Annotated in this window: 16 protein-coding genes; 14 read left to right on the forward strand and 2 right to left on the reverse strand. The window is 39.0% G+C overall.

The genetic code is table 11. From position 1 onward, the window contains the following. Positions 1-226 precede the first annotated feature (226 nt). Entirely contained in the window at positions 227-1597 is a 1371-nt protein-coding gene (locus tag EYS08_RS06950; protein WP_131029323.1) for a YeiH family protein, read from the forward strand. Positions 1598-2036: 439 nt separating this feature from the next. Then, entirely contained in the window at positions 2037-2924 is an 888-nt protein-coding gene (locus EYS08_RS06955) for a sugar phosphate isomerase/epimerase family protein (protein ID WP_131029324.1), read from the forward strand. 38 nt (positions 2925-2962) lie between these two features. Here EYS08_RS06955 and EYS08_RS06960 read toward each other — a convergent pair whose 3' ends face one another. Continuing rightward, positions 2963-3589, reverse strand: a complete 627-nt coding sequence (locus tag EYS08_RS06960) for a hypothetical protein (protein WP_131029325.1) — start codon at positions 3587-3589, stop codon at positions 2963-2965. Between the two features lie 273 nt (positions 3590-3862). Here EYS08_RS06960 and EYS08_RS06965 point away from each other — a divergent pair, with 273 nt between their 5' ends. After that, the gene (locus EYS08_RS06965; protein ID WP_131029326.1) at positions 3863-4351 is read left to right on the forward strand and encodes a hypothetical protein; all 489 of its coding nucleotides are present in this window, start codon (positions 3863-3865) and stop codon (positions 4349-4351) included. A 482-nt stretch (positions 4352-4833) separates the two neighbouring features. Here EYS08_RS06965 and EYS08_RS06970 read toward each other — a convergent pair whose 3' ends face one another. Continuing rightward, positions 4834-5043: a cold shock domain-containing protein gene (locus tag EYS08_RS06970; protein ID WP_131029327.1), complete on the reverse strand. Its 210-nt coding sequence runs from the start codon at positions 5041-5043 to the stop codon at positions 4834-4836. Positions 5044-5864: 821 nt separating this feature from the next. On the opposite strand from EYS08_RS06970, the gene EYS08_RS06975 reads away from it, so the two are divergent. The 11 genes from EYS08_RS06975 (at position 5865) to EYS08_RS07025 (ending at position 24658) form a co-directional block, all read left to right on the forward strand. Continuing rightward, positions 5865-6869 (forward strand): LLM class flavin-dependent oxidoreductase, encoded by a 1005-nt coding sequence (locus EYS08_RS06975; protein WP_131029328.1) that lies wholly within the window; start codon positions 5865-5867, stop codon positions 6867-6869. A 474-nt stretch (positions 6870-7343) separates the two neighbouring features. Continuing rightward, entirely contained in the window at positions 7344-7907 is a 564-nt protein-coding gene (locus EYS08_RS06980; RefSeq protein WP_131029329.1) for an RNA polymerase sigma factor, read from the forward strand. Positions 7908-7970: 63 nt separating this feature from the next. Next, positions 7971-8915, forward strand: coding sequence for a FecR family protein (locus tag EYS08_RS06985; protein ID WP_131029330.1), 945 nt, complete (start codon positions 7971-7973; stop codon positions 8913-8915). A gap of 116 nt (positions 8916-9031) precedes the next feature. After that, a complete protein-coding gene (locus EYS08_RS06990; RefSeq protein WP_244215879.1) occupies positions 9032-12379 on the forward strand; it encodes a SusC/RagA family TonB-linked outer membrane protein in 3348 nt (1115 codons plus the stop codon). Between the two features lie 13 nt (positions 12380-12392). Next, positions 12393-13916: a RagB/SusD family nutrient uptake outer membrane protein gene (locus EYS08_RS06995; protein WP_131029331.1), complete on the forward strand. Its 1524-nt coding sequence runs from the start codon at positions 12393-12395 to the stop codon at positions 13914-13916. Then, positions 13910-15769 (forward strand): alkaline phosphatase, encoded by a 1860-nt coding sequence (locus EYS08_RS07000; protein WP_165456398.1) that lies wholly within the window; start codon positions 13910-13912, stop codon positions 15767-15769. The genes EYS08_RS06995 and EYS08_RS07000 overlap by 7 nt, the downstream gene beginning before the upstream one ends. A gap of 329 nt (positions 15770-16098) precedes the next feature. Beyond that, on the forward strand, positions 16099-16587 hold the full coding sequence (locus EYS08_RS07005; protein WP_131029332.1) for a LytR/AlgR family response regulator transcription factor: 489 nt from the start codon (positions 16099-16101) through the stop codon (positions 16585-16587). Continuing rightward, positions 16584-17051, forward strand: a complete 468-nt coding sequence (locus EYS08_RS07010; RefSeq protein WP_131029333.1) for a hypothetical protein — start codon at positions 16584-16586, stop codon at positions 17049-17051. The genes EYS08_RS07005 and EYS08_RS07010 overlap by 4 nt, the downstream gene beginning before the upstream one ends. 149 nt (positions 17052-17200) lie before the next feature. Beyond that, the gene (locus EYS08_RS07015) at positions 17201-18976 is read left to right on the forward strand and encodes an aminopeptidase P family protein (RefSeq protein ID WP_131029334.1); all 1776 of its coding nucleotides are present in this window, start codon (positions 17201-17203) and stop codon (positions 18974-18976) included. A gap of 760 nt (positions 18977-19736) precedes the next feature. Beyond that, positions 19737-22502 carry a DUF5695 domain-containing protein gene (locus EYS08_RS07020; protein WP_208745806.1) on the forward strand — a complete coding sequence of 922 codons (2766 nt, stop codon included), beginning with the start codon at positions 19737-19739 and terminating at the stop codon, positions 22500-22502. A gap of 758 nt (positions 22503-23260) precedes the next feature. Then, positions 23261-24658, forward strand: a complete 1398-nt coding sequence (locus EYS08_RS07025) for an aminopeptidase P family protein (protein WP_131029335.1) — start codon at positions 23261-23263, stop codon at positions 24656-24658. The last annotated feature ends 739 nt before the right edge of the window (positions 24659-25397 follow it).

A 25397-nucleotide genomic window follows, 5' to 3' on the forward strand; every position in this document is an offset into this window, starting at 1 on the left:
GAGTTAGACAATTGAATGAATTTGTTTTAAGTCATTGGTTTGCGGTGCACTTTAACTTAAATGGCTTATTATTAAAGATGTGTGGGGGAAGTCAGATATTTGTTACGGATAAAATCCTCCTGAATAATTACTTTAGTTCGATATTGGGTATCCGTTGACTGCTTATTGATCGTATCCAACAATATTTTTAGAATTGAAATCAGATTAACACCATAATTAATCAACTATGTCGAATCGAAACAACACAGCCGATACTACTGGAGCTTTAACAGATGCTGGGATAAGCCCTAATAAGAAAACATTTTTACAATCACTCACCGAAGATTGGTGGGCGGTTATATTGGGAACAATTATTATTGCCACTGTACTTTATTTAACCAATAATGGTACTGTAATAAGTTTACCTGCATTTAAATGGGCGAATAGCGAAGATCTTTTGGGTAAAATATTATCAGCATCTAATTTATTATTGATTGTTGAAATGGGTGCAGTTTTTCTGGCTTTAGCTTCAATAGCAATAGGTTTATCAGGGGGCAGTATTGCGCGGTTTGCTGGTGGTTTTGCACTCATCTACTTTTTAGCTATCGTTTCTTTTATTATCGGAGGCAATAAAAGTGTATCCTATTTTGGGTTAGAATATGTGGTATTTGCATTGCTTATTGGTATAACATTAGGTAATCTAATTAAGTTGCCATCTTGGCTGAAAGAAGCAGTACGGTCAGAGTTTTATATTAAAACAGGTTTGGTGATATTAGGAACCACTATTTTATCGGCCGATCTGATCAAAGCTGGTTTACCCGGTATAATACAGGCCGTTATTGTTGTTACTGTAGTTTGGTTTTTTTCGATGTGGTTAAGCCGCAAGTTAAAAGTAGATGATGAATTTGGTGTAATATTGGCCTCAGCAGTATCTATTTGTGGTGTTTCAGCAGCAATTGTTGCTGCAGGAGCTATTAATGGTGATAAACGTAAACTATCTTATGTAACCACTTTGGTATTGATTATGGCTATTCCGATGATGATTATTCTGCCTTGGGCGGTAAAGTATTTTCATATACCCGAGGTAATTGGTGGGGCATGGCTGGGCGGTACCTTAGATACAACAGCAACCGTTACTGCTGCAGGCGATTTGGTTGGGCCAATAGCCGTTAAAGCGGGCGTTATTGCCAAGTTTTCGCAAAATGTTTTTATTGGTGTTGCTGCTTTTTTTATTGCTATATGGTGGGCCTATAAAAAACCTAAAGGTGAAGATGGTGTACCCTTCAAAGCAGAACGCCCAGGGTTGAAAATTGTGTGGGAGCGATTTCCGAAATTTGTATTGGGTTTTGTTGCAGCTTCTTTAGTGTTTTCTTTTCTGTTATCTCCCACAATTGCAAAAAGTGTTGGACCAACCTTAAACGGCTTACGTACCGTGTGGTTTGCAATTGCATTTATTTCGATCGGTATGGAAGCTAAATTTTCATCACTGGTAAAACTTCAGGGTGGTAAACCCGCATTTACATTTGTTACAGCACAAATATTTAACATATTCTGGACCCTCTTATGGTCTTATATTTTATTTGGCGGATATCTATTCCCTATACCTGATTTTAAATAGGTGAGGAATTGGGTTTTACGCTATCATTCACAGATTCCTAATAGGAAGGTCGTCATTGCGATGAACGAAGATAACCGAACGATTGAGCTCATGAATGCCTTAAAACATATGCAAAAATGAATAATCTTAATACGCAAGACGCCTTTACTCCAAAAACGTTGCAGTAGAAATGCCGCTATTATACCAACACAGCTAGATTGTCGACGAACTGGGTTTTAAACTGCCCAATGGCAGAAGTTATTTTTGTATTGATCGAAGGAGCTTCCATTTATTCCGTTTTCTTCGGAATCTGTGATTTTGCTGATACAAAACTTAATGATTAGATTTTATATTATCTTTAAGGGAGAATTCTTAGACATTCACCAGCAAGTTGTTCAGTTAATTAGAAGAAGGGGAGCTTGAGACTTCATTTTTTTTACCAAATCGTTTAAATAACAATATGAGAAGTACAAAATCTAACTATTTAGCTTTTTTTATCTGCCTGGTTTATCTCGGTTTTTGTGGTTTTATTTCTGATAAACAGGTATATCCGCGTTTAGGTATTGTATCTGGTTTAACACAGGATAGCATAGCTTATGCCTCTGGTTTTAAGATGATTGGCGAATCTGTTCCGAAGATGCTTTCACCTGTATTAACAGATGATCAGTTTCGTGCCAATTTGAAAAAGATTAAAGCTGCAAAATGTAAAGTGTTAACCTGTAATCTTTTTTATCCGGCCAGTATAAAAATAGCTGGCCCAGAGGTAGATGAAGCAAAGGTTTTAACTTATACCGAAACAGTTCTTTCAAGAGCTCAGCAAGCGGGGGTCAAGTTTATTGTTTTGGGCAGCTCGGGTGCAAGGAGCATCCCGGCAGATTATAATGTCGTTAAGGCAAAATCAGATTTTATTAGCCTGGGCAAAAAACTAGCACAGATTGCCGGAAAATATAAGGTTACAATTTTGTTAGAAAACCTCGAAACCACAGAAACTAACTTCATCACCTCGTTAAAGTCAGCTGCAGAAATTGTAAGGGAAATTGATCATCCAAATTTTAGGCTTAATGCTGATATATTTCACATGATGCGTGAAGGGGAGTCTCCAAATGAAATTATTGAGGCCGGAACATTGATTGCCTTTTCTGAAGTTGCTGAAAAACAAAACAGGTCGTTGCCGGGTGTTATGGGTGACGATTTTAAGCCTTATTTAAGAGCATTGCACAAAATAAACTATAAAGGTTTCATCTTTATGGAAGGAAGCATCAAAAATGCAGCTATCGAAATGCCGCTTGCCTTCAAATATCTTTCTGCTCAGATTGCCGAAGTGTATTCGGAAAAGAAAGCAGATTAAATATTATTCTTTAGTGAAATAAGAAAGATAACCTGTTGCTATTTCGATAATAACACCAGCGATTGCATATTTGATTTTTCTGCATCCTTATCAATATTTGGTAAACGCATTTTTGCAACGTTGGTCTCAACGGTTAAAGACGGATTTTCACTTTTAGTAAGCGCGGCTATGTCTCTTACTGTGCTCGACAACATTTTAAGTGTAAGCATAAATTGACGGTCGATATTTCTGATCTTTTGAAAATCAACATTTTTATTAAAATGTTCGGTATTCGACCGCTCACTTTGATTAAACTGGATATTGTCTAAAAGAACCAATTTGTCTGTAATCTGGTTCAATACTTCATCCGAAAGATTTAGTCCTTGTATGCCTGTTACCCTATTGTTTTTTACATAATAATTTAAGCCATTAAAGCTAATGAGGGTTAAGTTATTCCTGTTGATAATATATTCTGACTTTGGAAGGCTATTTTTCGAACGGTTTTTATTAAATGCACTGCGCTGAGCAGCTAAACGTTCAATCATATCGTTTCCGTTCAATCTATCTGTATTCTCGAAAACATCAGCTAGTTTTGTCAGCTTGTTCTGAGCAAGAGCATGTATAGATAAGCAAGATAAAGAGGTAATTATAAGAAATACCAGAGCGGATGATTTTGCACTTTTCATGCGACAAAGATACATGCATAATTGTTAAAATTAAACTTTTTGTATGTTTAATATTACGTTTTTTGGGGTGTTTTTGTTTTTTTTTGATGATAAAAATCAATTTTTTATTTAACAGGTATTTAATAATTAAAAAACATACGCAATTCTTTGGTTTGGCAGATTGATTTTTATGGAGAAGAATTCGCAATTAATTTTTTAATTCTGTGCTTTTTTGTGCTTTGGAAATAGTTCAATACTTTTGATTTTGCGATATCTGGTATCGCCCCATAATTGATGATCGAACTCGACTTTTTCTTTAATCTGCCTAATGGAGATATCATGCATTTTCAGCTTATTCAGCTTTCGAGAGGTGAGTTATGGACTGTTCTTGACCATGAACAGGTATTGGAGCGAATAGTAAAAGAAAATGGAAAATGGAAAGCATTGATAGGTAGTTTCTTATCTGAAGAACTTATACAAAATATAGGGCTGTTTATTGATGGGCAGCAATATCAAAAATTGCCTATCGAGATTAAATTGAGATGGCCAAAACTTATTGAGGAAATTGTAGTGAATTCAGATTCTGAATATATGGTAGTCTGCAAGCCCTTTGTAAATTTCAGATCATTTGAAAAAATGCTTGAAAAATTTGTACCTGCCATGATAAAGGATGAGTGGGCAATCAATTTTAAAGTTTACAGCCATGATTTTGGCCAAGATTTTATAAAGAAACTTAGCCGTAAGGAAGAAAAATTCAGTTATCAACCTATTCAGAAATGGTAATCTTGCATTGGAAACAGGGATTTTACTTCATATTTAATTTCCAGTATTTAAAATATCACATATAAATCCCTGGTAAACCTATTTTGCTACAGTAGCTTTTCGGTTTGTTGAACGTATTATTACCTTAGTTCGATTAATATTACACGTTGTGATCAATTTTTAGCTTCATCTCCCTAACGAGACCGTCATGCTGAACTTGTTTTACAAGTAGAAATAGGTGTTTTAAATTGCCTTGTAGCTACTACGTGGTCAGCATCCTTCCTGCTAAACAGACCCTGAAATAATTACCTTCGGTGAGCTCGCTAAGGCTCGGTTCAGGGTGACGACAGTGAGTTGAAAATATCTACAGAAGATATTTAAAGGCATGTTAGTTAGTAATCGAGTTCAGGTTATTAGTACAAACGATAGCCAATTAGGTTTAAATCAGCATTAATTTCCTTTATTTGATTTAGTGTTGACCTCAAAGTTTCATTGAGGCGCTATTATGATGTTAATTCTGCAGTGCTAACTAAATGTATTTTTGTTGCAGCAAGTCCTCTTGCCGTAAGCTCTATTTCAAAAGAAATTTCATCATTGAGCCTGATTTCTTCCTGGAGTTCCATTAAAAAGAATTGAATTTTCTGTTCATTTTCATCTTTAATAACGCCATGTCCACTATTTTGATCTACATAGCATATTGTACCCTTTCTCATTTTTTTAATCTGTTTTGTTAAGATTTAAACTTAATTTTTCAATGAAGATTTATCTAAATATTAGAACGTCAATTAGGACGGTTTAATATAGTAGTAATTTTGTTACATTGAGTTGAGAAAATCGATAATATTTCTTGATCGTAAAAATTTGTTTAAGGGAAGTTTTATTATTGGACCAATCTAATTGTTAAAGAGGGATAGTTTGCTCAGTTTTTTTATCTTCAGATGCTATTTGCAATGCATTTAAGGAAATACTTATGCTTAAAATATAGAACCTTCTTCGTCAATTCCTGCAGTTATTTCGGCATTTTGTTGATAAGCGTATTTTAATCGGTTACGGATATTGTCCATTCTTGAGCCAAAGCCTACTCTGCTTTTTACTAATCTGGGTAAATTTCGGCTTTCGATGCACAACTTGTCATCAAAGGTGTAAACATCTAGGCCTTATTTTCCATGTCATTAAGATCCCGTGTTTAAATATGTTCCAAAATAGTAAGCAAAACCAGTGGAATTAATTTGATTTCACCAAGATCAGGGCCGTTAGCAAGTTCGATATAAATTGCACCTTGTGTAGTGCGGTGCAAATCAATCAGGTTTTCGCATTTTGCAATTTCTTCGCTCAGATATACGTAGAAATGAATATATATACTCTTACATCTGTGTAGTCCCGGTTGTCTGATCGTGTTTTTATTTTGCATAGATTACTAGAATAATACCCGCTATACTGATTAGTGTTGGTTAAACGTCATATATGTTCAGATAAACCAGACTTGGTTTTATTAAGGATATTTTTGCAGCATAGATTTTATTCCTATTAATTTATGGCTGATCACTTATTGAAAAACATTCCTTATTCCGTTCTCGATCTTGCAACCGTGCTAGATGGTTTTACTGCTGCAGATACCTTTAAAACAAGCCTCGATTTAGCTAAACAGTCTGAAACTTTAGGTTATACACGTTACTGGTTTGCCGAACACCATAACATGGCTGGTGTTGCCAGTTCGGCAACAGCTGTGCTTATTGGTTATATTGCTGGCGGCACCAATAGCATCCGCGTAGGCTCTGGCGGCATTATGTTACCCAATCACGCACCCTTAATTGTTGCCGAACAATTTGGTACTTTGGCTTCTCTTTATCCCAACCGTATCGATCTGGGCCTGGGCAGGGCACCTGGAACCGATCAGGTTACGGCAATGGCTATCCGTGGTGAAAATTTTAGTGCTGTTCATAGTTTTCCAAGGGATATTGAGAAACTCCAACAGTTTTTCTCTGTCAGTAATAACCGGGCAAGTGTAAGGGCTATTCCGGGAGAAGGACTGGATATCCCGATCTGGATTTTAGGTTCGAGCACCGATAGTGCACGCTTAGCGGCAGAAAAAGGTCTTCCTTATGCTTTTGCAAGTCACTTTGCACCAGCTTATTTCGAACAAGCCATCGCCATTTATAGAAATAACTTTAAGCCCTCTCCATTTTTACAGGAACCCTATGTAATGGCCTGTGTAAATGTGGTTGCTGCCGATACCGATGCAGAAGCTGAACGCTTATCAAGCTCGGTAAAGCGGATGTTCTTGGGGGTAATTACAGGTAAAAGAGAATTGTTAAAGCCTGCGGTGGATGATATCAACCAATATTGGGATCAGTTGGAAAAAGAAGCTGTAGAACAAATGTTGTATTATTCTTTTATTGGCAGTGCCGAAACCATTAGCGGAAATTTAGAAGCTTTTGTCGCAAAATATGGCGTAAACGAGATCATGAGCACCTCGCATATTTACGATCATCAGGCAAAATTGCATTCGAATAGAGTTTTTGCAGGGTTGTTTGGGTAATTGCAAGTCATATCAATCGCGTCATGTTCCCGCTGATATCGCTGATTTAAGCAGAATGGCATTTTTACCATTAAGCAGTTAAGGACATTGAGATTTTCGTAGCTCAGGTCCTGCGATCGTCCTCCTGAACTTGTTTCAGGATCTATCCAGCTTGGGCTATTTTTTGCCACGGAAGCACAGATTTGCACGGAATTAAATTTATCCTTTTTGCTTTCAGCTTTAGTCTTTTAGCTTAGTCTGTCCTACATTAAGCAGTTAAGGACATTAAGATTCCATTGTAAATCATCTGCGGCAATCGTCTTAAATCTGCGGGAAACCATTCGCGTCAAGTTTCCCGCTGATATCGCTGATGCGTGCAGAATGCTATTCATTTTCCATCTTATATTTCCCATCATTCGTCATCTACTCTTTAAGATTTGTTAATGTTAAGGGAATATTGGGCCTTTAGCTTTGCCCATTATAAAGCGGCATTCCTTGGACAATTCATTATTTTTATCTTTACAGCTTGGAGATCATCAAGCTATGGAAGCGATCTACCGGATCTACTGGGAGGATGTTTTTGATGTTGCGCTGAAAAAAATGAACGATGAGGCGCTGGCGAAGGATATTACACAGGAAATTTTCATATCTCTCTGGGAGAACCGAACAGCAATTAACCTAACAGGAAGCCTCAGTGCCTATCTATATGGTGCGGTGAAATACAAGGTGATTAATTATTTCAGGTCGGGCAGCATTAAAGAATATCACCAAACAGCACTTAAAGTACTAATGGATGAGCAGTATATTGCAGCAGCTGATGATAAACTGATTTTAAAAGAACTTCATTTAGAAGTTGATGCCGCCATTGCACTTTTACCCGAAAAAATGCAATTGGTGTTCTCGATGAGCCGAAAACAGGAAAAATCCATCAAAGAAATAGCTTCAGAACTTGATGTTTCAGTACAAACAGTAAAAAACCAGATTTCTGCAGCGCTAAAATTGCTTAAAAAAAGCCTTTCCTATATCCTGCTCATTGCAGCTTTAATCGGCTTAACATAAAGTTAATTTATAGATAACATTCTTGGTTAGTACCAATCTGCTTTTCAACTGACATGTATTTAAATGACAGAAGTACAGGCAAAGGAACTGCTGCAGAAATATCTCAATAAGCAGGCAAGTCCGCAAGAGCAAAAAAAAGTTGAAGCATGGTATGCTAAGCTCAATCAGGAAAACATTGAATTGGCAGCCGACCGGAAAGTAGCGATAGGGGAGCAAATGCTTGTTCACCTTCAGGCCGCTATGCGCCAAAATCCAAAACATGGCAAAGTATTCAAATTACAGCCTTTTATCAGGATTGCTGCCGCCGTACTGATCATCATTACACTGGGAATAGGCATTTGGAAACTCAATACCCCAATGAAGCTTGAAAATCAGGTTACGGTAGTTACCGGAAGTACAGAACGGAAGAACATTACCTTATCAGATGGTTCGGTGGTTTTGTTAAGTCCGTCTTCAAAACTCTGCTATCCTAAAGCATTCGCTTCGAATAACCGCCAGATCGCATTAACAGAAGGAGAAGCTTTTTTTGAGATTGCCCACCAGGAAAAAAGACCATTTATGGTACATACTGCATCTGGGGTCGACATCAGGGTGTTGGGTACCTCTTTCAAGGTTAAGTCTTATCAGGCCAGTAAACATGTCGAAGTTGCCGTAATTACCGGAAAGGTTGCTGTAAGCAAAAAAAATGTAAATCTGGGCATGTTAATTAAAGATGAGTTTTTAATCTATGATAAAACTGTCGGTCGAGCTGACATTGGCAAAACCAAAGCTATGGCCTTTATTGAACTTGCTTTTGACGGTGCAAGCTTAGACCAGATTATCAACAAACTCCAGTATGTGTACAGTATCAAAATTTCGCTGAGCGATAGCGCTTTAAGTAAACTTAAAAGCACAGCCGTTTTCAATAGCAGGCAATCGCCAGAAGAGATTTTAGATATCATCTGCAGCCTGCACCACCTCAAGTTCAATGCATCAAAAAATCATAAAACATTTAATATATACAGATGAGATGAGCAGGTAATATAGAAATACTTAGCGGTACCGATCAGATCGTTCGCCGCAATCTTTCTTCCTGGCAACAAAAGCCAGTATAATTAAAGCTTTACAAAAATAAAATCAAACAAATGAAAACAACCTCCGCTAAGAGGACACCAGCTCTTTATAAGATCATGAAATACTCATGTTTAACATTTACAATCCTCTGCATTTTTTGCAGCTCTATCCTGGCCTCGGCTGGTATGGCACAAAAGTTAGAGAGAACTACCGTCAGCATTACGCTAAACAAAGGCCGTAAAATGACAGAAATTATCAAAGAAATAGAGTCGCGCACCGGACTTAGCTTTGTTTACAACCCTGATCAGCTGCAACAAAAAAACATGTTCGTAAGTGGCGATTTTACCACAGAGCCTGTAAGGTCTCTATTGGATAAGCTTGGATTACAAGTTTTAGAAAAAGGCGAGTATGTAATTTTAAACAACGTCGTTCAGAATAAACCAGACCGGATTATCACTGGGGTTGTGCGCGATTCAACAGGTTTAGTGCTTCCTGGTGTTTCAGTGAAGGTACTGGGTACGCAAAGCGGCACCATAACCGATGGCAACGGTGCTTATCGCATTGAGGTAGGTGCTGGTGCGGTATTATCGTTCTCTATGATCGGTTACCGTACCAAAGAAATAAAAGTAGCTGAAAATCAGGTCATTAATACGGTGTTGAGCGAAGAACGTTCGATGCTTGCTGATGTAGTGGTAGTAGGTTACGGAACACAAAAGAAAGAAACCTTAACAGGTGCAATCAGCATTGTTGGGCTGGATAAACTTTCTTCGCGCTCATTAAATAGCGTAGGAGAGGTACTAGCAGGAAAATCACCAGGTGTAATTGTAAGCAACGAGGGTGGCGATCCAACTTCTCCACCGCGCATCAATATCCGCGGTGCGGGCGGTATTAACGGAGAAAATGTACTCTACGTAATCGATGGATCTATATTTTCGGGTACACCACAGCTTAATCCTAATGATATTGAATCTATTTCCGTATTAAAAGATGCATCTGCGGCCATTTACGGTGCAAGGGCATCTGGCGGTGTGGTATTGGTCACTACTAAAAAAGGGAAGAGCGGTAAAATGCAAATTAGTTTCGATGCCAAACTGGGACAACAAAGCGCATGGAGAAAACTGGAACCATTAAATGCTCAGCAACGTGCACAGGTGGCAGCAACTGCAGCCAAAAATGGTGGCACAACCATATTACCAGCTTTCGATATTACAAAATATCCTGACGGACAGATTACCCGTACCAATTGGATGGACGAAGTTTTTAGAGATGGAATGTTACAGGATTACAATGCCGCAATAAACGGTGGTAGCGAGAAATCTAATTATTACCTAAGTTTTAATTACCGTAATGCAGAAGGTATTGTGCTAAATACCAAAACTAAACGCTACAATTTCAGGATCAATACCGAGCACGAGGTAACCAATTGGTTAAAAGTTGGCGAAAACCTTTCTTACAGCAGTACCAATGGAAACGGTGCCAATACCAGCAGTGATTATACAGGTGCTTTACTTTCAGCTATTTATTACCCAACCAATGGAACACCGTACAATGCCGATGGCAGTTTTGCAGGTTTGCCTGGCGGACAATATGCAGGCGATTATGGCGATATCGTAAATCCGGTTGCCGATCTGCAACGTATCGATATCAACAATCCTGTAAATGTGCTTGTGATTAATCCTTATGCCAATATTAAACTGGCTAAAGGTTTAACTTTCAGATCTAACTTAAGCATTACTAAAACCGATGCTGCATTTAAAAGCTTCACACCTAAAAGGCCTGAGGTAGGAAAGCCGGTATTAAGCAATAGTTTACAGGAAAGTAGCAGTCGTGCCAACGACTTTCTTGCTGAGCAAGTTTTAAGTTATAAAGCAACCTATGGTAGTCACCAATTAGATCTTACCGGTGGTTATTCTTTCCAGAAAACTAAAAGCAATAGCTTATCGGCTTCAGGAGCAGGTTTTGATGACGAATCGCCTCAATACAGATACTTGGTTAACGCAACAGTTATTCAACCCTCTATTAGCGGGATGTACGAGCAGGCACTTTCTTCATTATTTTTAAGGGCCAATTATAATTACAAAGAAAAATATTTATTGTCCCTAATCGGCCGTCGTGATGGATCATCATTGCTTAATAAAAATAACAGAACGAAAAATTACGGGTCAGCCTCGATAGGTTGGGTTGTGAGTAAAGAAGATTTCCTTAAAAATGCAACCTGGTTAAACGAACTGAAACTTAGAGGTAGTTACGGTATATTGGGTAATTTGGGATCGCTTAATGCTTCTGCAGTAAATCCATTGTTAAGCGCTACCCAAAGTTATTTCGGGCAAACACCAACTTTACAGAATGGTTATGTACAGACCGTTCTGGCCAACAAAGATTTGACATGGGCAGAATCAAAACAAACAAATTTTGGTCTTGATATGACAATTCTGGGCAGGTTAAGCCTTAATGCTGATTATTTTATCAAAGAAACCAATAAGATGATCTTAACCAGGTCGCTACCAGGAACAGCGGGTTTAAATACGCAGACCATTAATGCGGGTATTGTAAAAGATAAAGGTATAGAACTTGGTTTAACTTACAATAGCAATAAAAATACAGCATTTACCTATAGCATTAATGCTACTTTAACCAAAATTAACAACAAAGTACAGGAACTGGCACCGGGATTGGAAAACATCGCTGTGGGTACCAATTTCCGTAACGAACTTGCGCCGCTTACCATCAGGGTTGGTCAACCTTTGTACAGCTACTATGTATTAAAAACAGATGGTATTTTCCAAAGCCAGGCAGAAGCTGATAACTACAAAAATGCTAAGGGAACTAAAATCCAGCCGAATGCAAAAGCAGGCGATTTTAAATTTGTTGATATCAATGGTGATGGATCTATTGATGGTAAAGACCGTTATTTCGCTGGTAGTGCTTACCCTGATTTCTCTTACGGATTGAGCTTTAATGCAAGTTATAAAAATTTCGATTTCAATATTTTTGCTCAAGGCGTACAAGGAAATAAATTGTTTAATGCGGTAAAACGTACTACTTATAGTGCTAGCGGGCCATCTTACAACAAACTGGTCGGTATTCTAGATGCATGGTCGCCAGAGAACCCAGGTGGTAAAGTGCCGATTATTTCAACAAGTGATGCTAATGGTAACTTTAATGCTTCAGATTTTTATATTGAAGATGGTTCTTACCTGCGTATCCGTAATGTAACCCTGGGTTACAGTTTACCAAAATCAATTGCCAATAAATTAAAAACCGGAGCGGTAAGGATTTATGCCACTGCAAACAATCTCTTTACTATTACTGATTATTCGGGCTTTGATCCAGAAATCGGAATGGACAACAACGGATTGGATGTTGGCCGTTACCCTCAGGCACGCAGCTTTATCCTTGGTTTAAGTGTAAATCTCTAATCATAAAACAACAATGAAAACGAATTTAAAATATATGGCATTTGCCGCACTTGCTTTTTTCTCTTCATGTACAAAAGAGCTTGATATTGTGCCTGAAGGATCTCCATCGGCACAAAATTTCTGGAAAACCAAAGAAGATGCCATAAAAGCAGAAGCTGGGATGTATGAAAATTACAATGCAGAAGACTTTTACGGCCGTGGGATGTTCTGGTTTATCAATGCCAGCGATGATATGGTTACTGGACGTAATAAGCCAGAGGCTGATAATATCAAAAATTTTAACCGTACCTATGTTGGCGGAGGTTATACCGAAACCCAATGGAGCATGCGTTATGCTATTATCAAACGGGCTAACGATATTATTATCAACGTACCTGCCATCCCAATGGATGAAGCCTTGAAAAAACAGATTATTGGCGATGCTTATTTTAATGCTGGACTGGTTTATTTCCAGTTGGCTGCTAATTACGGTAACGATAAAGCCGGAGTACCCATCGTAACACCAGAAAGCGATCCCTCTCAGCCTATTGCCCGCGCAAAAAATGTAAACGAAAACTATGATTACATCATTTCACTTTTATTAAAAGCAGCCGATAACCTTCCCCTGTTTTCGGCAATGAAACCAACTGATTACGGTAAAGCACATAAAACGGCTGCCTGGGCATACCTATCTAAAGTGTATCTGTACAAAAAGGATTATGCCAATGCTGCTAAATATGCTGATATGGTCATCACGTCAGGCCAGCATGATTTAATTAATACGGGTTTTGCCGACGTTTTTAAGGCTTCAAACAACTGGTCTAAAGAATATATCTGGTCTGTGGTTTGTACGCCAAGTGGTGGTGGCACCGGCTGGGGAAGTAAGCTCCCAGGCGTAATGTTAACCAATAAAGCCTGGGGGATTTATAACGGATGGGGTTATTACCTGCCAACTAAAGAGCTTTACGATTCTTACGAAACTGGCGATCAGCGCCGTGAAGCCACCATTTTAAAACCTGGCGATAAATTTATGTTCTTTGGCGCCGAGCGTAGCTTTACCAAAGATGCAGGAGCGACTTCAAATTACCAGTTTAAAAAATATATGGAGCCGTTTTCATATCCTAATCCAATTCCAACGCATGTGAATCCGAATGGAGACAATGGCACAACAGATTTAAACGTGCCCTTAATGCGTTATGCTGAAGTATTGCTGATCAAAGCAGAAGCTGCAATTAACCTTAGCGGAGCAGGGGCAGGAGATACCGAACTGAACAAAATCAGGCAACGCGCAGGTTTAGGCACCAAAACAGGAATGACTATCGACGACCTTAAACGCGAACGACGTAACGAACTTGCAGGAGAATGGGCCGATCGTCACCGCGATTTGGTAAGATGGGGTGATGCTCAGGCAGCCTATGCAAAACCATTACACGATTTTGATGGGAGTGTAATTTGGCCGGCAAGAACTTTCAATCCACAGGTACACGATGTTTGGGCCGTACCACAAAGAGAAATTGATAACAGTGCAGGTGTAATTAAACAAAATCCAGGATGGTAAAATCGAATAAACTGACTCTCTTTTTATTATTGAGTTTAGGCGTACATTCAGTTTCTGCTCAGCAGAAACTGAATGCCGGTAATGGACACAGCCATAATGATTATAAGCAGCAGATTCCTTTATTGGAGGCTTATTATGCTGGTATGGGGTCTATCGAGGCAGATGTGTTTTACCGTAATGGAGAATTGTTTGTTGCCCACGAAAGCAGCGAAATTACCCCAGGCAGAACATTGAAAAAATTATATATCGATCCATTGGTGGCATTTTTTAAAGATCATGCCAACCATCCTTATGCCGATCCGAAAAAAAAACTTCAGCTGGTAATCGATATAAAGGAGGATTATGAACACGTAATCCCGAAATTATTGGCCGATTTAAAAGGTAATGAATCTGTTTTCGATCAGCAGATCAATCCTTCAGCCATTAAAATTGTAATGAGTGGTGCTGTTCCGCCTGCCGAAAAGTTTAAGGATTATCCATCACTCATCAGTTTCGATGGACGTCCCGTAAATCAGTACACAAGTGATCAGTTAAAGCACATTGGGATGATTAGCGATGATATTTCTCATTATACGGTATGGAACGGGAAAGGCACCCCAACGCCAACCGATTTAGAAAAGATGAAAGCGGTGATTGCCAAAGTACATGCAATGGGTAAACCTTTCCGTTTTTGGGCAACTAAAGATAGTCCGAACAGTTGGAAAGAGCTGGAACATATGGGCGTTGATTGGATCGGAACGGATCATCCCGTATTGCTAAAAGATTTTTACCAGAACAGGGCTAAGCTCGAGTACAGCAACCCGAAGGCTTATAAACCTTATCAGCCAACTTACAAAAGCGATGGATTAAAAACCAAAGCCAAAAATGTAATTCTTTTAATCGGGGATGGAATGGGGCTGGCACAGATTCAGGCAGGTTTGAGTGCTAATTTTGGTCAATCCAACATCATCACAATTAAACATCTTGGCCTATCGCGTACCGAAGCTTCCAATTCAGATTTTACTGATTCTGCTGCAGGTGCAACGGCTATGGCCACAGGGCATAAAACCAATAACCGTTACATCAGCGTTGATTCTACGGGTAAAGCACTTCAGTCTATCCCTGATGTTTTAGCGCCTTATGGTGTTACAAGTGGTATCATCAGCAGTGGTGATATTACCGATGCTACGCCTGCAGCATTTTATGCCCATCAGCTTGAAAGATCTATGACGAAGGAAATTGCAGCTGATTTTCAGAACAGTCATGTTGATATTCTAGTTGGTTCGAAACGCAAAAGTTTTACCGAGAATCCAGATCAAAAATTGATGGATAAAATCTCGGCAAAAGGTTTTACACTACAGAAAGACCTAAAAAGTTTCGTTGCCTCAAATGAAGATAAGCAAGTGGTGCTTTTAGACGATTCTGCTACGCGTAAAGTATTAGATGGCCGGGGAGAAATGCTGAAAACTTCGTTCTTAAAAACGGTTGAATTACTCTCGAAAAATAAAAAAGGATTTTTCATTATGGCAGAAGGCGCACAGATTGATCATGGTGGGCACGCAAACGATTTGCCTTTCGCGGTAACCGAACAACAAGATTTCGACCGTCTGGTGGGCGAAGCCTTAAAGTTTGCCGATCAGGATGGCGAAACGTTGGTAATCGTAACTGCCGATCATGAAACCGGAGGACTGTCGCTCCTGGATGCCTCTTATAAAAAAGGAACCGTTCGTGGCGATTTCAGTACAGACGATCATACCAATATCATGGTGCCTGTATTTGCCTATGGCCCTGGTTCGGATGCCTTTATAGGGGTATATCCTAATCATCAGATTTTTTATAAGATTATTAAGGCTTACCAATTATCGAAGCCTTGATAAATATGCTTCAAAAAAAACAGTTAGCGGTGCTTGTGAATAATCACTTGTACCGCTTTTTGGCTTTATTTCTGCGTAGATCGGCGATATCCGCTGGAAATATTATGCTGTTGCTTTCCCGCAGATTTAAGAAAATAGCCGCAGATGATTACAATCGCGTCTTAATGTCCTTAATTACTTAGTGTTAAAAATGCCATTCTGCTTAAATTAGCGATATCCGCGGGGAACATGATACGATGGTTTCCCGCAGATTTAAGAAAATAACCGCAGAAGTTGTGTTACTGCTTTATCACGAAATGTGGTAAAAGTAGATATACTGTCTCATTAATATGCCCATTACTACCGTACTTTTACCCTTTTTATGCCTGGCTATAGGAATTGAGGTGTACATTGTTAAGCTTTGTGCAGCCTATCTTAGTTTGCCTATGTATTACAGCTGTGCAATTGTTGATGATGAACAGCACGCGATTGATGTACTCCACGATTATATTGAAGGTATTCGTTTTTTAAAACTGTTTAGCGCCTTTAATAATCCATTTGATGCTTTAAAAACAATTAGTGATGGAGATAAAATTGATTTTCTTTTTTTAGATATAGATATGGATGGAATGAAGGGAACTGAACTTTCCCAGCATCTCCGCTCGAAAGCTAGGTTTGTGATCTATGCATCCGCCCACCTTGAAAATGAGGTGAGAAAAATAGATTCTAGCTTTGAATGTTATCTTGGCAAACCGATCTCAATGAAACGTTTTGCTGGTACCATTGATAAACTGATACGACTTAATAATTTGCCGATAACAATTGAAAATAGCTTATGATCGAACTTAATTACCTTTTTGAACAGGAATTTTTACAAGATGTATCCTATCAGTTAATGCGGTCCACCATGGAAGATCCATGGTTGGTGCTCTCTGGATGTAAAGTGCTAGGTATTATTGATGAAGTTGATGGGAACTGGAGCCAGATTGTAGGGGGAGATATTCCGCAAAAAGCAATTGTAGGAATGGGGGATTTGATTAACATGCAGCAGTTTAGCTGGTTGCCGAATCTGATTAAAAAACAGTGGCCAAAGTATGTGCTTGATGTGGTTGTAGAAAATGTAGACTGTTACGAAATAATTTGCCATAAAGAGGCTTGCCCCAAACGTTTTAAACAACGTTTTGCATTGGGTATCCATGCGCTGGCACAAAGAGAATCGGCTCTTGTTTTTAAAGTATGGTGCTTTCAGAAATCAGATTGTTATGAGGTCGTTAAAGCGCCTGCAATTGATCGGTACGTTTAGTATTTGTCCTGAATATTTTTAAAGGTAAACACAGGTTCTAACCCAACCGAATCTGTTGTGTTTTCAGAATTTGAATTAATTCTTGCCCGTTTTAAGCGCTGATGTCAATGTAATATTTAAATTTGGCCTTACAAAAACTCTTCTTCAACATGACCTTTGTAGAAAAATTGCAGGCCTTACGCCAATTAATGGCTGCTCAAGAAGTAGATGCTTATATGATTACCGCGGCAGATCCTCATATCAGTGAATATTTACCTGCGCATTATAAAGCTATTCCTTTTGCTTGTGGATTTACAGGGTCGGCCGGCACGCTGGTCATTACTCAAGATTTTGCTGGTCTGTGGACTGATTCTCGATATTTTACGCAGGCAGAAACACAATTAAACAATACTGGTTACGAATTGGTAAAGTTGAAAGTGCCACATACACCCGAATACATCGATTGGTTGTGCCAGGTTTTGCCAAAGGGTGCGAAAGTAGGTTTTAACCATCAGCTTATTACGGTAGGTTTAGCCCTCGAGATGCAGAACAGTTTGACCCAGCGTGAAATAGAAATAATTGACGTTGATTTTATCAGCGCGATTTGGCTTGATAGGGTAGGGTTGCCAGAAGAAAATGCCTTTTTAATAGGCGAAGAAGCTGCGGGTCTTACCATTTCGGCTAAAATAAACGAGGTAAGAGCTGCTTTAAAAATAAATGGGGCAGGTTATCATTTTATTTCATCGCTTGATGACATTGCTTGGCTTTTTAACCTAAGGGGAAAAGATGTAGACTATAATCCTGTAGCTTTAAGTTTTGCTTTAATTGCTCCTTCAGCGGTAAAACTCTTTATCGACAAACAAAAGTTGTCGCAAAAAGATATCGATACTTTAAACCAACAGGGCGTAACTTTGCATCCCTATGCTGAGGTGGCAGAAGCATTAAAAATGCTGCCAAAAGACGCACAGGTTTTTATCGACCCTAAACGTACTTGTTTTGGCTTGTATCAGTGCTTGCCTTCTGGTACTAAAATCGTTTCAGGCATTAATCCAAGCACACACCTAAAAAGTTTAAAGAATAATACTGAGATTAACCACATCCGTAAGGCAATGCTAAATGATGGGGTGGCTTTAACCAGGTTCTTTAAATGGATGGAAGATCATTTAGGGAAAGAAAAGATTACAGAATGGTCTGCAGCAGAGAAATTGGCCACGTTTAGAGCCGAACAAGCATCTTTCGTTGGTTTAAGTTTTAATACCATAGCTGGCTATAATGCAAATGGAGCATTGCCGCATTATAACGTAACAGCAAAAAGTAATCAGGAAATTTTAGGTGATGGTTTGTTTCTTGTCGATTCCGGAGGTCAGTATTTGTATGGTACAACCGATATTACCAGGGTAATGCCTGTTGGTAATTGCTCATCAACCCAGGCCGATGATTATACCTTGGTACTAAAAGGCCTGATTGAAGGTTCTAAACTGATTTTTCCAGAAGGTACCAAAGGTTATCAAATCGATTCAATTTGTAGAAAACCGCTGTGGGAACATGCCATAAATTTTGGTCATGGAACGGGTCATGGTATTGGCTTTTTTCTTAATGTACACGAAGGACCTCAGAATATTAGTCCAGCCAATGTAGATGTTGTCTTTAAGCCAGGAATGGTAACCTCCATCGAGCCTGGGATTTATCGTCCGGAAAAACATGGTGTACGTATCGAAAATCTTGTTTTATGTATCCCTAAGGGCAGTAGTGAATTTGGCGATTTTCTCATTTTCGAAACCTTAACCTTATGTTTTATCGATACCACGATTATCAATAAAACACTTTTGGCACCAGATCAAATCACCTGGTTAAACCAATACAATCAAATGGTGTTTGAGAAGCTTCAACCCATGTTATCAGATGAAGAAGCAGAATGGTTGAAAGTGAAATGTCAGCCTATTTAATCATTGTCTACCAATGATTCTAAAGAATGATCGTCATTCCCACGCAGGCCTATCGTGTGGACACATCTTTTGCAATATCCTTAGCATTGGCCGTCATTGCCAGCTTGACTGGCAATCTTAATGCAACAAAGGTTAATGATCAATATCTGAAGCTTTAAGATTCCCGTTTTCACGGGAATGACGCAAGATAATGGAATTGTGCCCATACGATAGGCGCAGGTGGGAACCACGAAGTGCTCAGCGTAACTAATCTTAATGCGAACAATCTGAGTGCTTTGCGTAATCTGCGGGAAAGAAAGAGGTGGGCGTTGTCAGTCTGAGCTTGTCGAAGACCTTTATTGCTATTTAGTGATAAACGGCTTAAATTTCCTTATATCTCTTATATGGTTAATAATTTGATATAGGAAAGTAATTCCTGCATTTCAATCCACGTCAGTCGCGCTTTCCGCTGTAGTCCCGACTTTACGTCGAGAGCTGTCGCTGCAATCGCGTTTAGGCACCTAATGTAGTGCTAATGGGTTAGGTTCCCCTTCATGTGTTAACAATCTGCGTACTTTGCGTAATCTGCGGGAACCTATTTTGTTCATCATGCTTCCTGCTATTTACCATCGATCCCGCCATCCACTTACCGCCTCACGCCCAAACTCCCCATAAATACACCAATTCTTTACCGATTTTGCGCTATTTTTAACTTCGATGCCCGCTTTATCTTTTAAAGTTTATTTTTGATTTAACTACATCCTAAATCCACTTTGTCATCATGATTATCAAATTAAAAAAGAAGAGAACCTTATTCATAATAACTTTTAAAGCAATATTTTGCTGTATTTTATCTTTTCTAAATATTGAGGTAGTTCTGGCCCAATCGCCTTGGATTGCTTTAGGCAAAAAGCCATCTACGCTGGACCTGGGAAATGGATTTTCGACTTACAATGCCGGAGCATTTAATCTAAAGCTTGTTAAGTCATCGCAAACAGTAGCAGGTCTCCAGCCTAAAACGGTTAAAGATTTCGATTTTGTACCCAGCGACAGTTTAAAAGTACGTAGTTCAGATGGTTTATATCATCTGGGTGATATCAACTTAAAGTTACGCTACATTGGCGAAGAAGCCTGGAAAAGCTATAGCACAGCCGCAAAACGAAGCCCGGTGAAAAGCATTGCTACGGGTAAAAACGTACTTGCTGCTGCCGATCTTGCTGCAACGCTTCCGGTCGATATCCCGTTGCAGGTTAAACGGATGTGGGAAATGCTTAACGGAAAACTTGTGCTCCGCTTCGAACTGAAAAACAAGACCAATAAAAACATAGAAATCGGGGCACTAGGTATCCCGATGATTTTCGATAATATTCTCGAAGGCAGAACATTGGAGCAAACCCATGCAAAAAATGTTTTTTATGATCCATATATCGGAAAAGATGCTGGTTATCTGCAAGTTACCCGATTAAGCGGCCATGCACCTTCTTTACTCGTTACGCCATTGGAGCATACGCCATTTGAGGCTTATAATCCGCTTAATGATGACCGGACCCCGAGAGGGATAGCTTTTGAAGGTTTTTACGAATGGATGGTTTATAGTAAAGCCTATGCAGAAAATGAATGGAAAAATGCCGAGCAGTGGAATACACCAACTTCAACCACTTTAAAGCCTGGCGAAAGCCGGAGTTATGCCCTTCAGTTTATCCTTTCAGGAGCAGCAAAAGATATCGAAAACAAACTGATCGAAAATAAACGGCCAGTAGCGATATCAGTTCCAGGTTATGTACTGCCTAAAGATGTAGAAGGGAAGTTATTTATTAATTACCCTAAAAAGATTAAAACTATTCAAGTTCAGCCCGAAAATGCGCTACAAGTAAGTGCATTGGCCTCAACCAAAAATGGTTGGAAAAGTTATTCCGTAAAGGGGAATACCTGGGGAAGAGCAAGATTGTCTATCACCTACGAAGATGGCTTGGAGCAAAGTATAAATTATAAGGTAATTGAAGCCGAAAGTGATGTGATCGCTAGTTATGGCAATTTTTTAACAACCAAGCAATGGTTTAATCAGGCCGATCCTATTTTTAAAAGAAATCCTTCAGCTATTACGTACGATAATGAAAAGCAACAGCAGGTAACACAAGACAATAGGGCATGGATTGCGGGGTTAAGCGATGAAGGTGGTGCAGGTTCGTGGTTGGGGGCAATAATGAAGCAGTTGGTACAACCCAAGAAAGAAGAAGTTGATAAACTGAAACAATTTGTAGATAGTGTAATGTTTGGACGGATACAGCTTAAAAATGGTCCTCAGAAATATGGGGTAAAAAAGAGCTTGTTCTACTATGCACCAGATTCGCTCCCTAAAGATACTTATGCCGCAAATATCAATTTTAAAACATGGTCTGCATGGCCCAAAAAAGAGGCTGATAACTTGGGCCGGTCTTATAACTACCCACATGTTGCAGCAGCCCATTGGGTGATGTATCGGTTGGCGCGTAATTATAGCGGCCTGGTGGAAGAGCAGAGCTGGAAACAACACCTTATCGATGCTGCTGAAACAGGTATGGCGATGGTTAATATTGCGCCTTATTACGCTCAGTTCGGTCAAATGGAAGGTACAGTTTTCTATCTCATCCTAAATGACCTTAAAAACGAAGGACTTACAGAAGAAGCAACCAGGTTAGAAAATGAAATGAAAAAGCGAGCCAACCACTGGCGTTCGCTTCAATATCCCTTTGGTAGTGAAATGCCTTGGGACTCTACAGGTCAAGAAGAAGTTTACGTATGGTCCAGCTATTTTGGTTATCAGGATAAAGCAAATGTAACACTTGATGCCATATTAGCCTATATGCCTGTGGTGCCGCATTGGGCTTACAATGGTAATGCCCGCCGGTACTGGGATTTTCTTTATGGAGGTAAACTTTCGCGTATCGAAAGGATGATCCATCATTACGGTTCAGCACTCAATGCCATTCCTGTATTGATGGATTACCGTAAAAATCCTGGCGATTTCTATCTTTTGCGTGCCGGTTACGGTGGGTTATTGGGTTCGATTTCCAATATCACCCAAGAAGGTTTTGCGCCTGCAGCATTTCATGCTTATCCATCAACTTTAAAAAATGATGGTATTACCGGCGATTACGGATCTGGTTTTTTTGGCTATGCGGTTAATACTTCATCGTATATCTTACAGCATCCTGAATTTGGTTGGTTAGCTTTCGGCGGTAATCTGAACAAAACAGGCAATAACATCAATGTTAAATTAACTACAGCAGCAAAATCATCGGTTTATATTGCACCTGCGGGGCTTTGGATTAACCTTGATGCCGGAACCATTGATGAGGTAAATTATAATAGTGTAAATGGCGAAATTCGTTTAAAACTGAGCAAAGCAAATGAATATACACCTAATGCCGTATTGAGGTTGTTACAGCCTGCAAAAATTAATGGCGTGGGAACTTATTCGGTAAAAGGTAATGATAAGAAGGAGAGGGGAGCATACGAGTTTCCACTTGCAAAAGCGCATACAACTGAAATTATTCTTCAAAGATAATATCAATTTTTCTACTGTCTCCGCCCCGTGAAATAAAATTTACGGGGCTTTTTGTTGTTATTTAGTATTGATAATCAATTAGATATGTGCCTTATCAATATTATGCATAAATATAAAATATTCATATTACTTGTATTTCAAATTATTAAAGTTAAATATTGAACTTAATGTGAGTGTTTTATAGATCGAAAACGATAGATTTTGTTTTATTTACAGCTATAGAGTTACTTCATATTAGTCAATTCAAAATTTTGTATTTCAAAAAGTTATATAATTTAACAATAATATAGTCCATTTAAATTATTTAGAACGTCCTCATTTGTAACGATAGTGGTGTGAGAAAGTCGATTTTTTATGAAATAAATTAAGCTTGCCATTGACAGATCCCTATAGAAGGTCGTCATTGCGAGGTACGAAGCAATCTTACAACGATCTAACAGCGTGCGCATTAAGATTGCTTCGTCGGCTGAAAAAGCCTTCTCGCAATGACGATTCCTCACAGCTATCACTGCAATAAAAATACGCCGTGCCATCTATATCTCTGTAGCTAAAAATTGTTACTGCTATTATAAACTTTCATTAATCACCCCTACATTGTGCAGATTTTACCCTTATTTTTCGCTAACCTGAAATTTATTGTGATTTTTGTGCCATAACCATAGCTTATAATTTGCAGATACCTCCCATATTTTAGCCATTCATTTCAATTCTGATGTAATGAATATAGCTTTTTGGATATTTGCCTAACAATTAATAATATGTTTGAAAAGAAAGTTTACCTTCAAAGAAGAGCAGCACTAAAATCAAAGATAAATTCGGGAATATTACTCTTTTTGGGTAATGAAGAAAGTCCGATGAATTATAAGGACAATACCTACCATTTTAGGCAGGATAGTACCTTTTTATACTATTTTGGTATAAGTGAGCCAGCATTGGGCGCTATCATCGACCTTGATGAAGATCAGGTAACCCTTTTTGGTGATGAAATGGGAATTGACGATATCGTGTGGATGGGCAGACAGAAAACGCTTGAAGAAAAAAGTTTGGATGCCGGCTTAACCAAAGTTTTGCCTTTAGCGCAACTGGACATTTATCTTAAGCAATACCAAGACAAAAAGCGTCAGGTTCATTTCCTGCCTCCTTACCGCTCGGAGAATAAGATTAAATTGGCCAGCTGGCTTAATTTGCCTGTCGATCAGCTTAAAGAAAAAGCATCACTTAGCTTTATTAAAGCAGTTGTGGCACAACGATCGATTAAATCGGTAGAAGAAATTGAAGAGTTAGACCGTGCAGCAGCAATATCGGCCGATATTCATTTAATGGTTATGCAACAGGCAAAACCCGGCATGTACGAACGCGAACTTGCAGCAAAAATTCAAGGTGCTGCATTGGCTTCGGGCGGTAATCTGGCTTATCCGGTTATTTTAACTGTTCGTGGCGAAATTTTGCACAACCATTATCATGGTAATCAGCTACAGGAAGGTCAACTGGTTTTGAACGACTCCGGTGTAGAAACAGCTTTAGGTTATGCAGGCGATCTTACGCGTACTTTTCCGGTAGGCAAAAAGTTTAGTGCCGAGCAAAAAGATGTTTATGATATTGTATTGAATGCTTACACACATGGCAAAAACATGTTAGCGCCGGGTGTAAGATATTTAGATGTGCATTTGGCTTCGTGTAAAATGCTGGCACAGGGTTTAAAAGATATTGGCCTGATGAAAGGTAATATAGACGATGCGGTTCAGGCTGGTGCGCATGCGATGTTCTTTCAATGTGGAACAGGCCATATGATGGGCTTAGATGTGCACGATATGGAGGATTTAGGCGAGCAATATGTAGGTTATACAGATGAACTGACTAAAAATACCACTCAGTTCGGGTTAAAATCGTTAAGGTTAGGCAAAGCGCTCGAAGCAGGGTATGTGTTAACGGTAGAGCCAGGTGTTTATATTATTCCAGAACTAATAGACCGTTGGAAAGCCACCAGCCAGTTTGCCGAATTTATTAATTACGATAAGTTGGAGCAGTTCAGAAACTTTAGCGGCATCAGGGTTGAAGACGATTTTCTGGTTACTGAAAATGGAAGCCGGATGTTGGGTAAACATTTGGCGTTAACCACAGGTGAAATCGAATCGATTAGAAGTGGGGCTTATTAGCAAAGGTGGTTATTCGGAATAACTGTTGTTTTTTTGAGCGCAGGGCTTTTCGATTTTTTTAAAGGATGCAGGGCTAGAGACCTTGGGCAGACGCACAGAACCAGGGTTAAATAAACCTGATAGAACGGCCGATTCTTCATCGGAGCAGGAGGGATAGCAGGACTACCATAGCCTATGAAAAACTGAAACTGCTTTTCAAATTAATATTTTGCCATAATAACAACATAACAATTAATAAAGAGCCATTAAAGTGAATATAGATCTTTTAAAATAACCGAAGTTTTTTGTTTTGGAGCGCAGGGCTTTTTGCTTTTTTTTAAAGGAGGTTCCTGCCATCCGCTTTATCCCGATGAAAAAATCGGGATGCCCGCTTCTGTCAGGGCTAAAAACTGAGGATTGCAGCACAGAACAGGAAATTGGTGTTTACAGGAACCAGGGTTAAATAAACCTCCTATGAATAAAACCCTTTTTCAAGTGGCTTTGGAAGCTTTTTCTTTTTTTATGGGCAAAAGAAGTTGCCTGTCCTGAGAATTTGCGGTTTCTATTTAGTTAAATTAACGCCTCTCAGAAGCTTTTTTTTATAAAAGTATAAAAACTTAGCTATATCCTCCTATTAGCGGTCGTTAAATTTGCCGCAAGTATTTATTAATAAACAGTTTAAAAGATAGCCGCACACTGATTAAAGCAGGTTTTCCCAAGCAAGGTTTAGAAAGCAGTCTATCATATCTTTATAGCTAGT

It is taken from the genome of Pedobacter kyonggii (assembly GCF_004310665.1).
In the GTDB taxonomy this organism is placed as follows: Bacteria; Bacteroidota; Bacteroidia; order Sphingobacteriales; family Sphingobacteriaceae; genus Pedobacter; species Pedobacter kyonggii.

Coding starts and splice junctions, on each gene's coding strand:
- EYS08_RS07005 (WP_131029332.1), top strand. CDS start 16,099: ATGCCCATTACTACCGTACTTTTACCCTTTTTATGCCTGGCTATAGGA.
- EYS08_RS07025 (WP_131029335.1), top strand. CDS start 23,261: ATGTTTGAAAAGAAAGTTTACCTTCAAAGAAGAGCAGCACTAAAATCA.
- EYS08_RS06955 (WP_131029324.1), top strand. CDS start 2,037: ATGAGAAGTACAAAATCTAACTATTTAGCTTTTTTTATCTGCCTGGTT.
- EYS08_RS06995 (WP_131029331.1), top strand. CDS start 12,393: ATGAAAACGAATTTAAAATATATGGCATTTGCCGCACTTGCTTTTTTC.
- EYS08_RS06950 (WP_131029323.1), top strand. CDS start 227: ATGTCGAATCGAAACAACACAGCCGATACTACTGGAGCTTTAACAGAT.
- EYS08_RS07010 (WP_131029333.1), top strand. CDS start 16,584: ATGATCGAACTTAATTACCTTTTTGAACAGGAATTTTTACAAGATGTA.
- EYS08_RS07020 (WP_208745806.1), top strand. CDS start 19,737: ATGATTATCAAATTAAAAAAGAAGAGAACCTTATTCATAATAACTTTT.
- EYS08_RS07015 (WP_131029334.1), top strand. CDS start 17,201: ATGACCTTTGTAGAAAAATTGCAGGCCTTACGCCAATTAATGGCTGCT.
- EYS08_RS06975 (WP_131029328.1), top strand. CDS start 5,865: ATGGCTGATCACTTATTGAAAAACATTCCTTATTCCGTTCTCGATCTT.
- EYS08_RS06960 (WP_131029325.1), bottom strand. CDS start 3,589: ATGAAAAGTGCAAAATCATCCGCTCTGGTATTTCTTATAATTACCTCT.
- EYS08_RS07000 (WP_165456398.1), top strand. CDS start 13,910: ATGGTAAAATCGAATAAACTGACTCTCTTTTTATTATTGAGTTTAGGC.
- EYS08_RS06965 (WP_131029326.1), top strand. CDS start 3,863: ATGATCGAACTCGACTTTTTCTTTAATCTGCCTAATGGAGATATCATG.
- EYS08_RS06990 (WP_244215879.1), top strand. CDS start 9,032: ATGAAAACAACCTCCGCTAAGAGGACACCAGCTCTTTATAAGATCATG.
- EYS08_RS06970 (WP_131029327.1), bottom strand. CDS start 5,043: ATGAGAAAGGGTACAATATGCTATGTAGATCAAAATAGTGGACATGGC.
- EYS08_RS06985 (WP_131029330.1), top strand. CDS start 7,971: ATGACAGAAGTACAGGCAAAGGAACTGCTGCAGAAATATCTCAATAAG.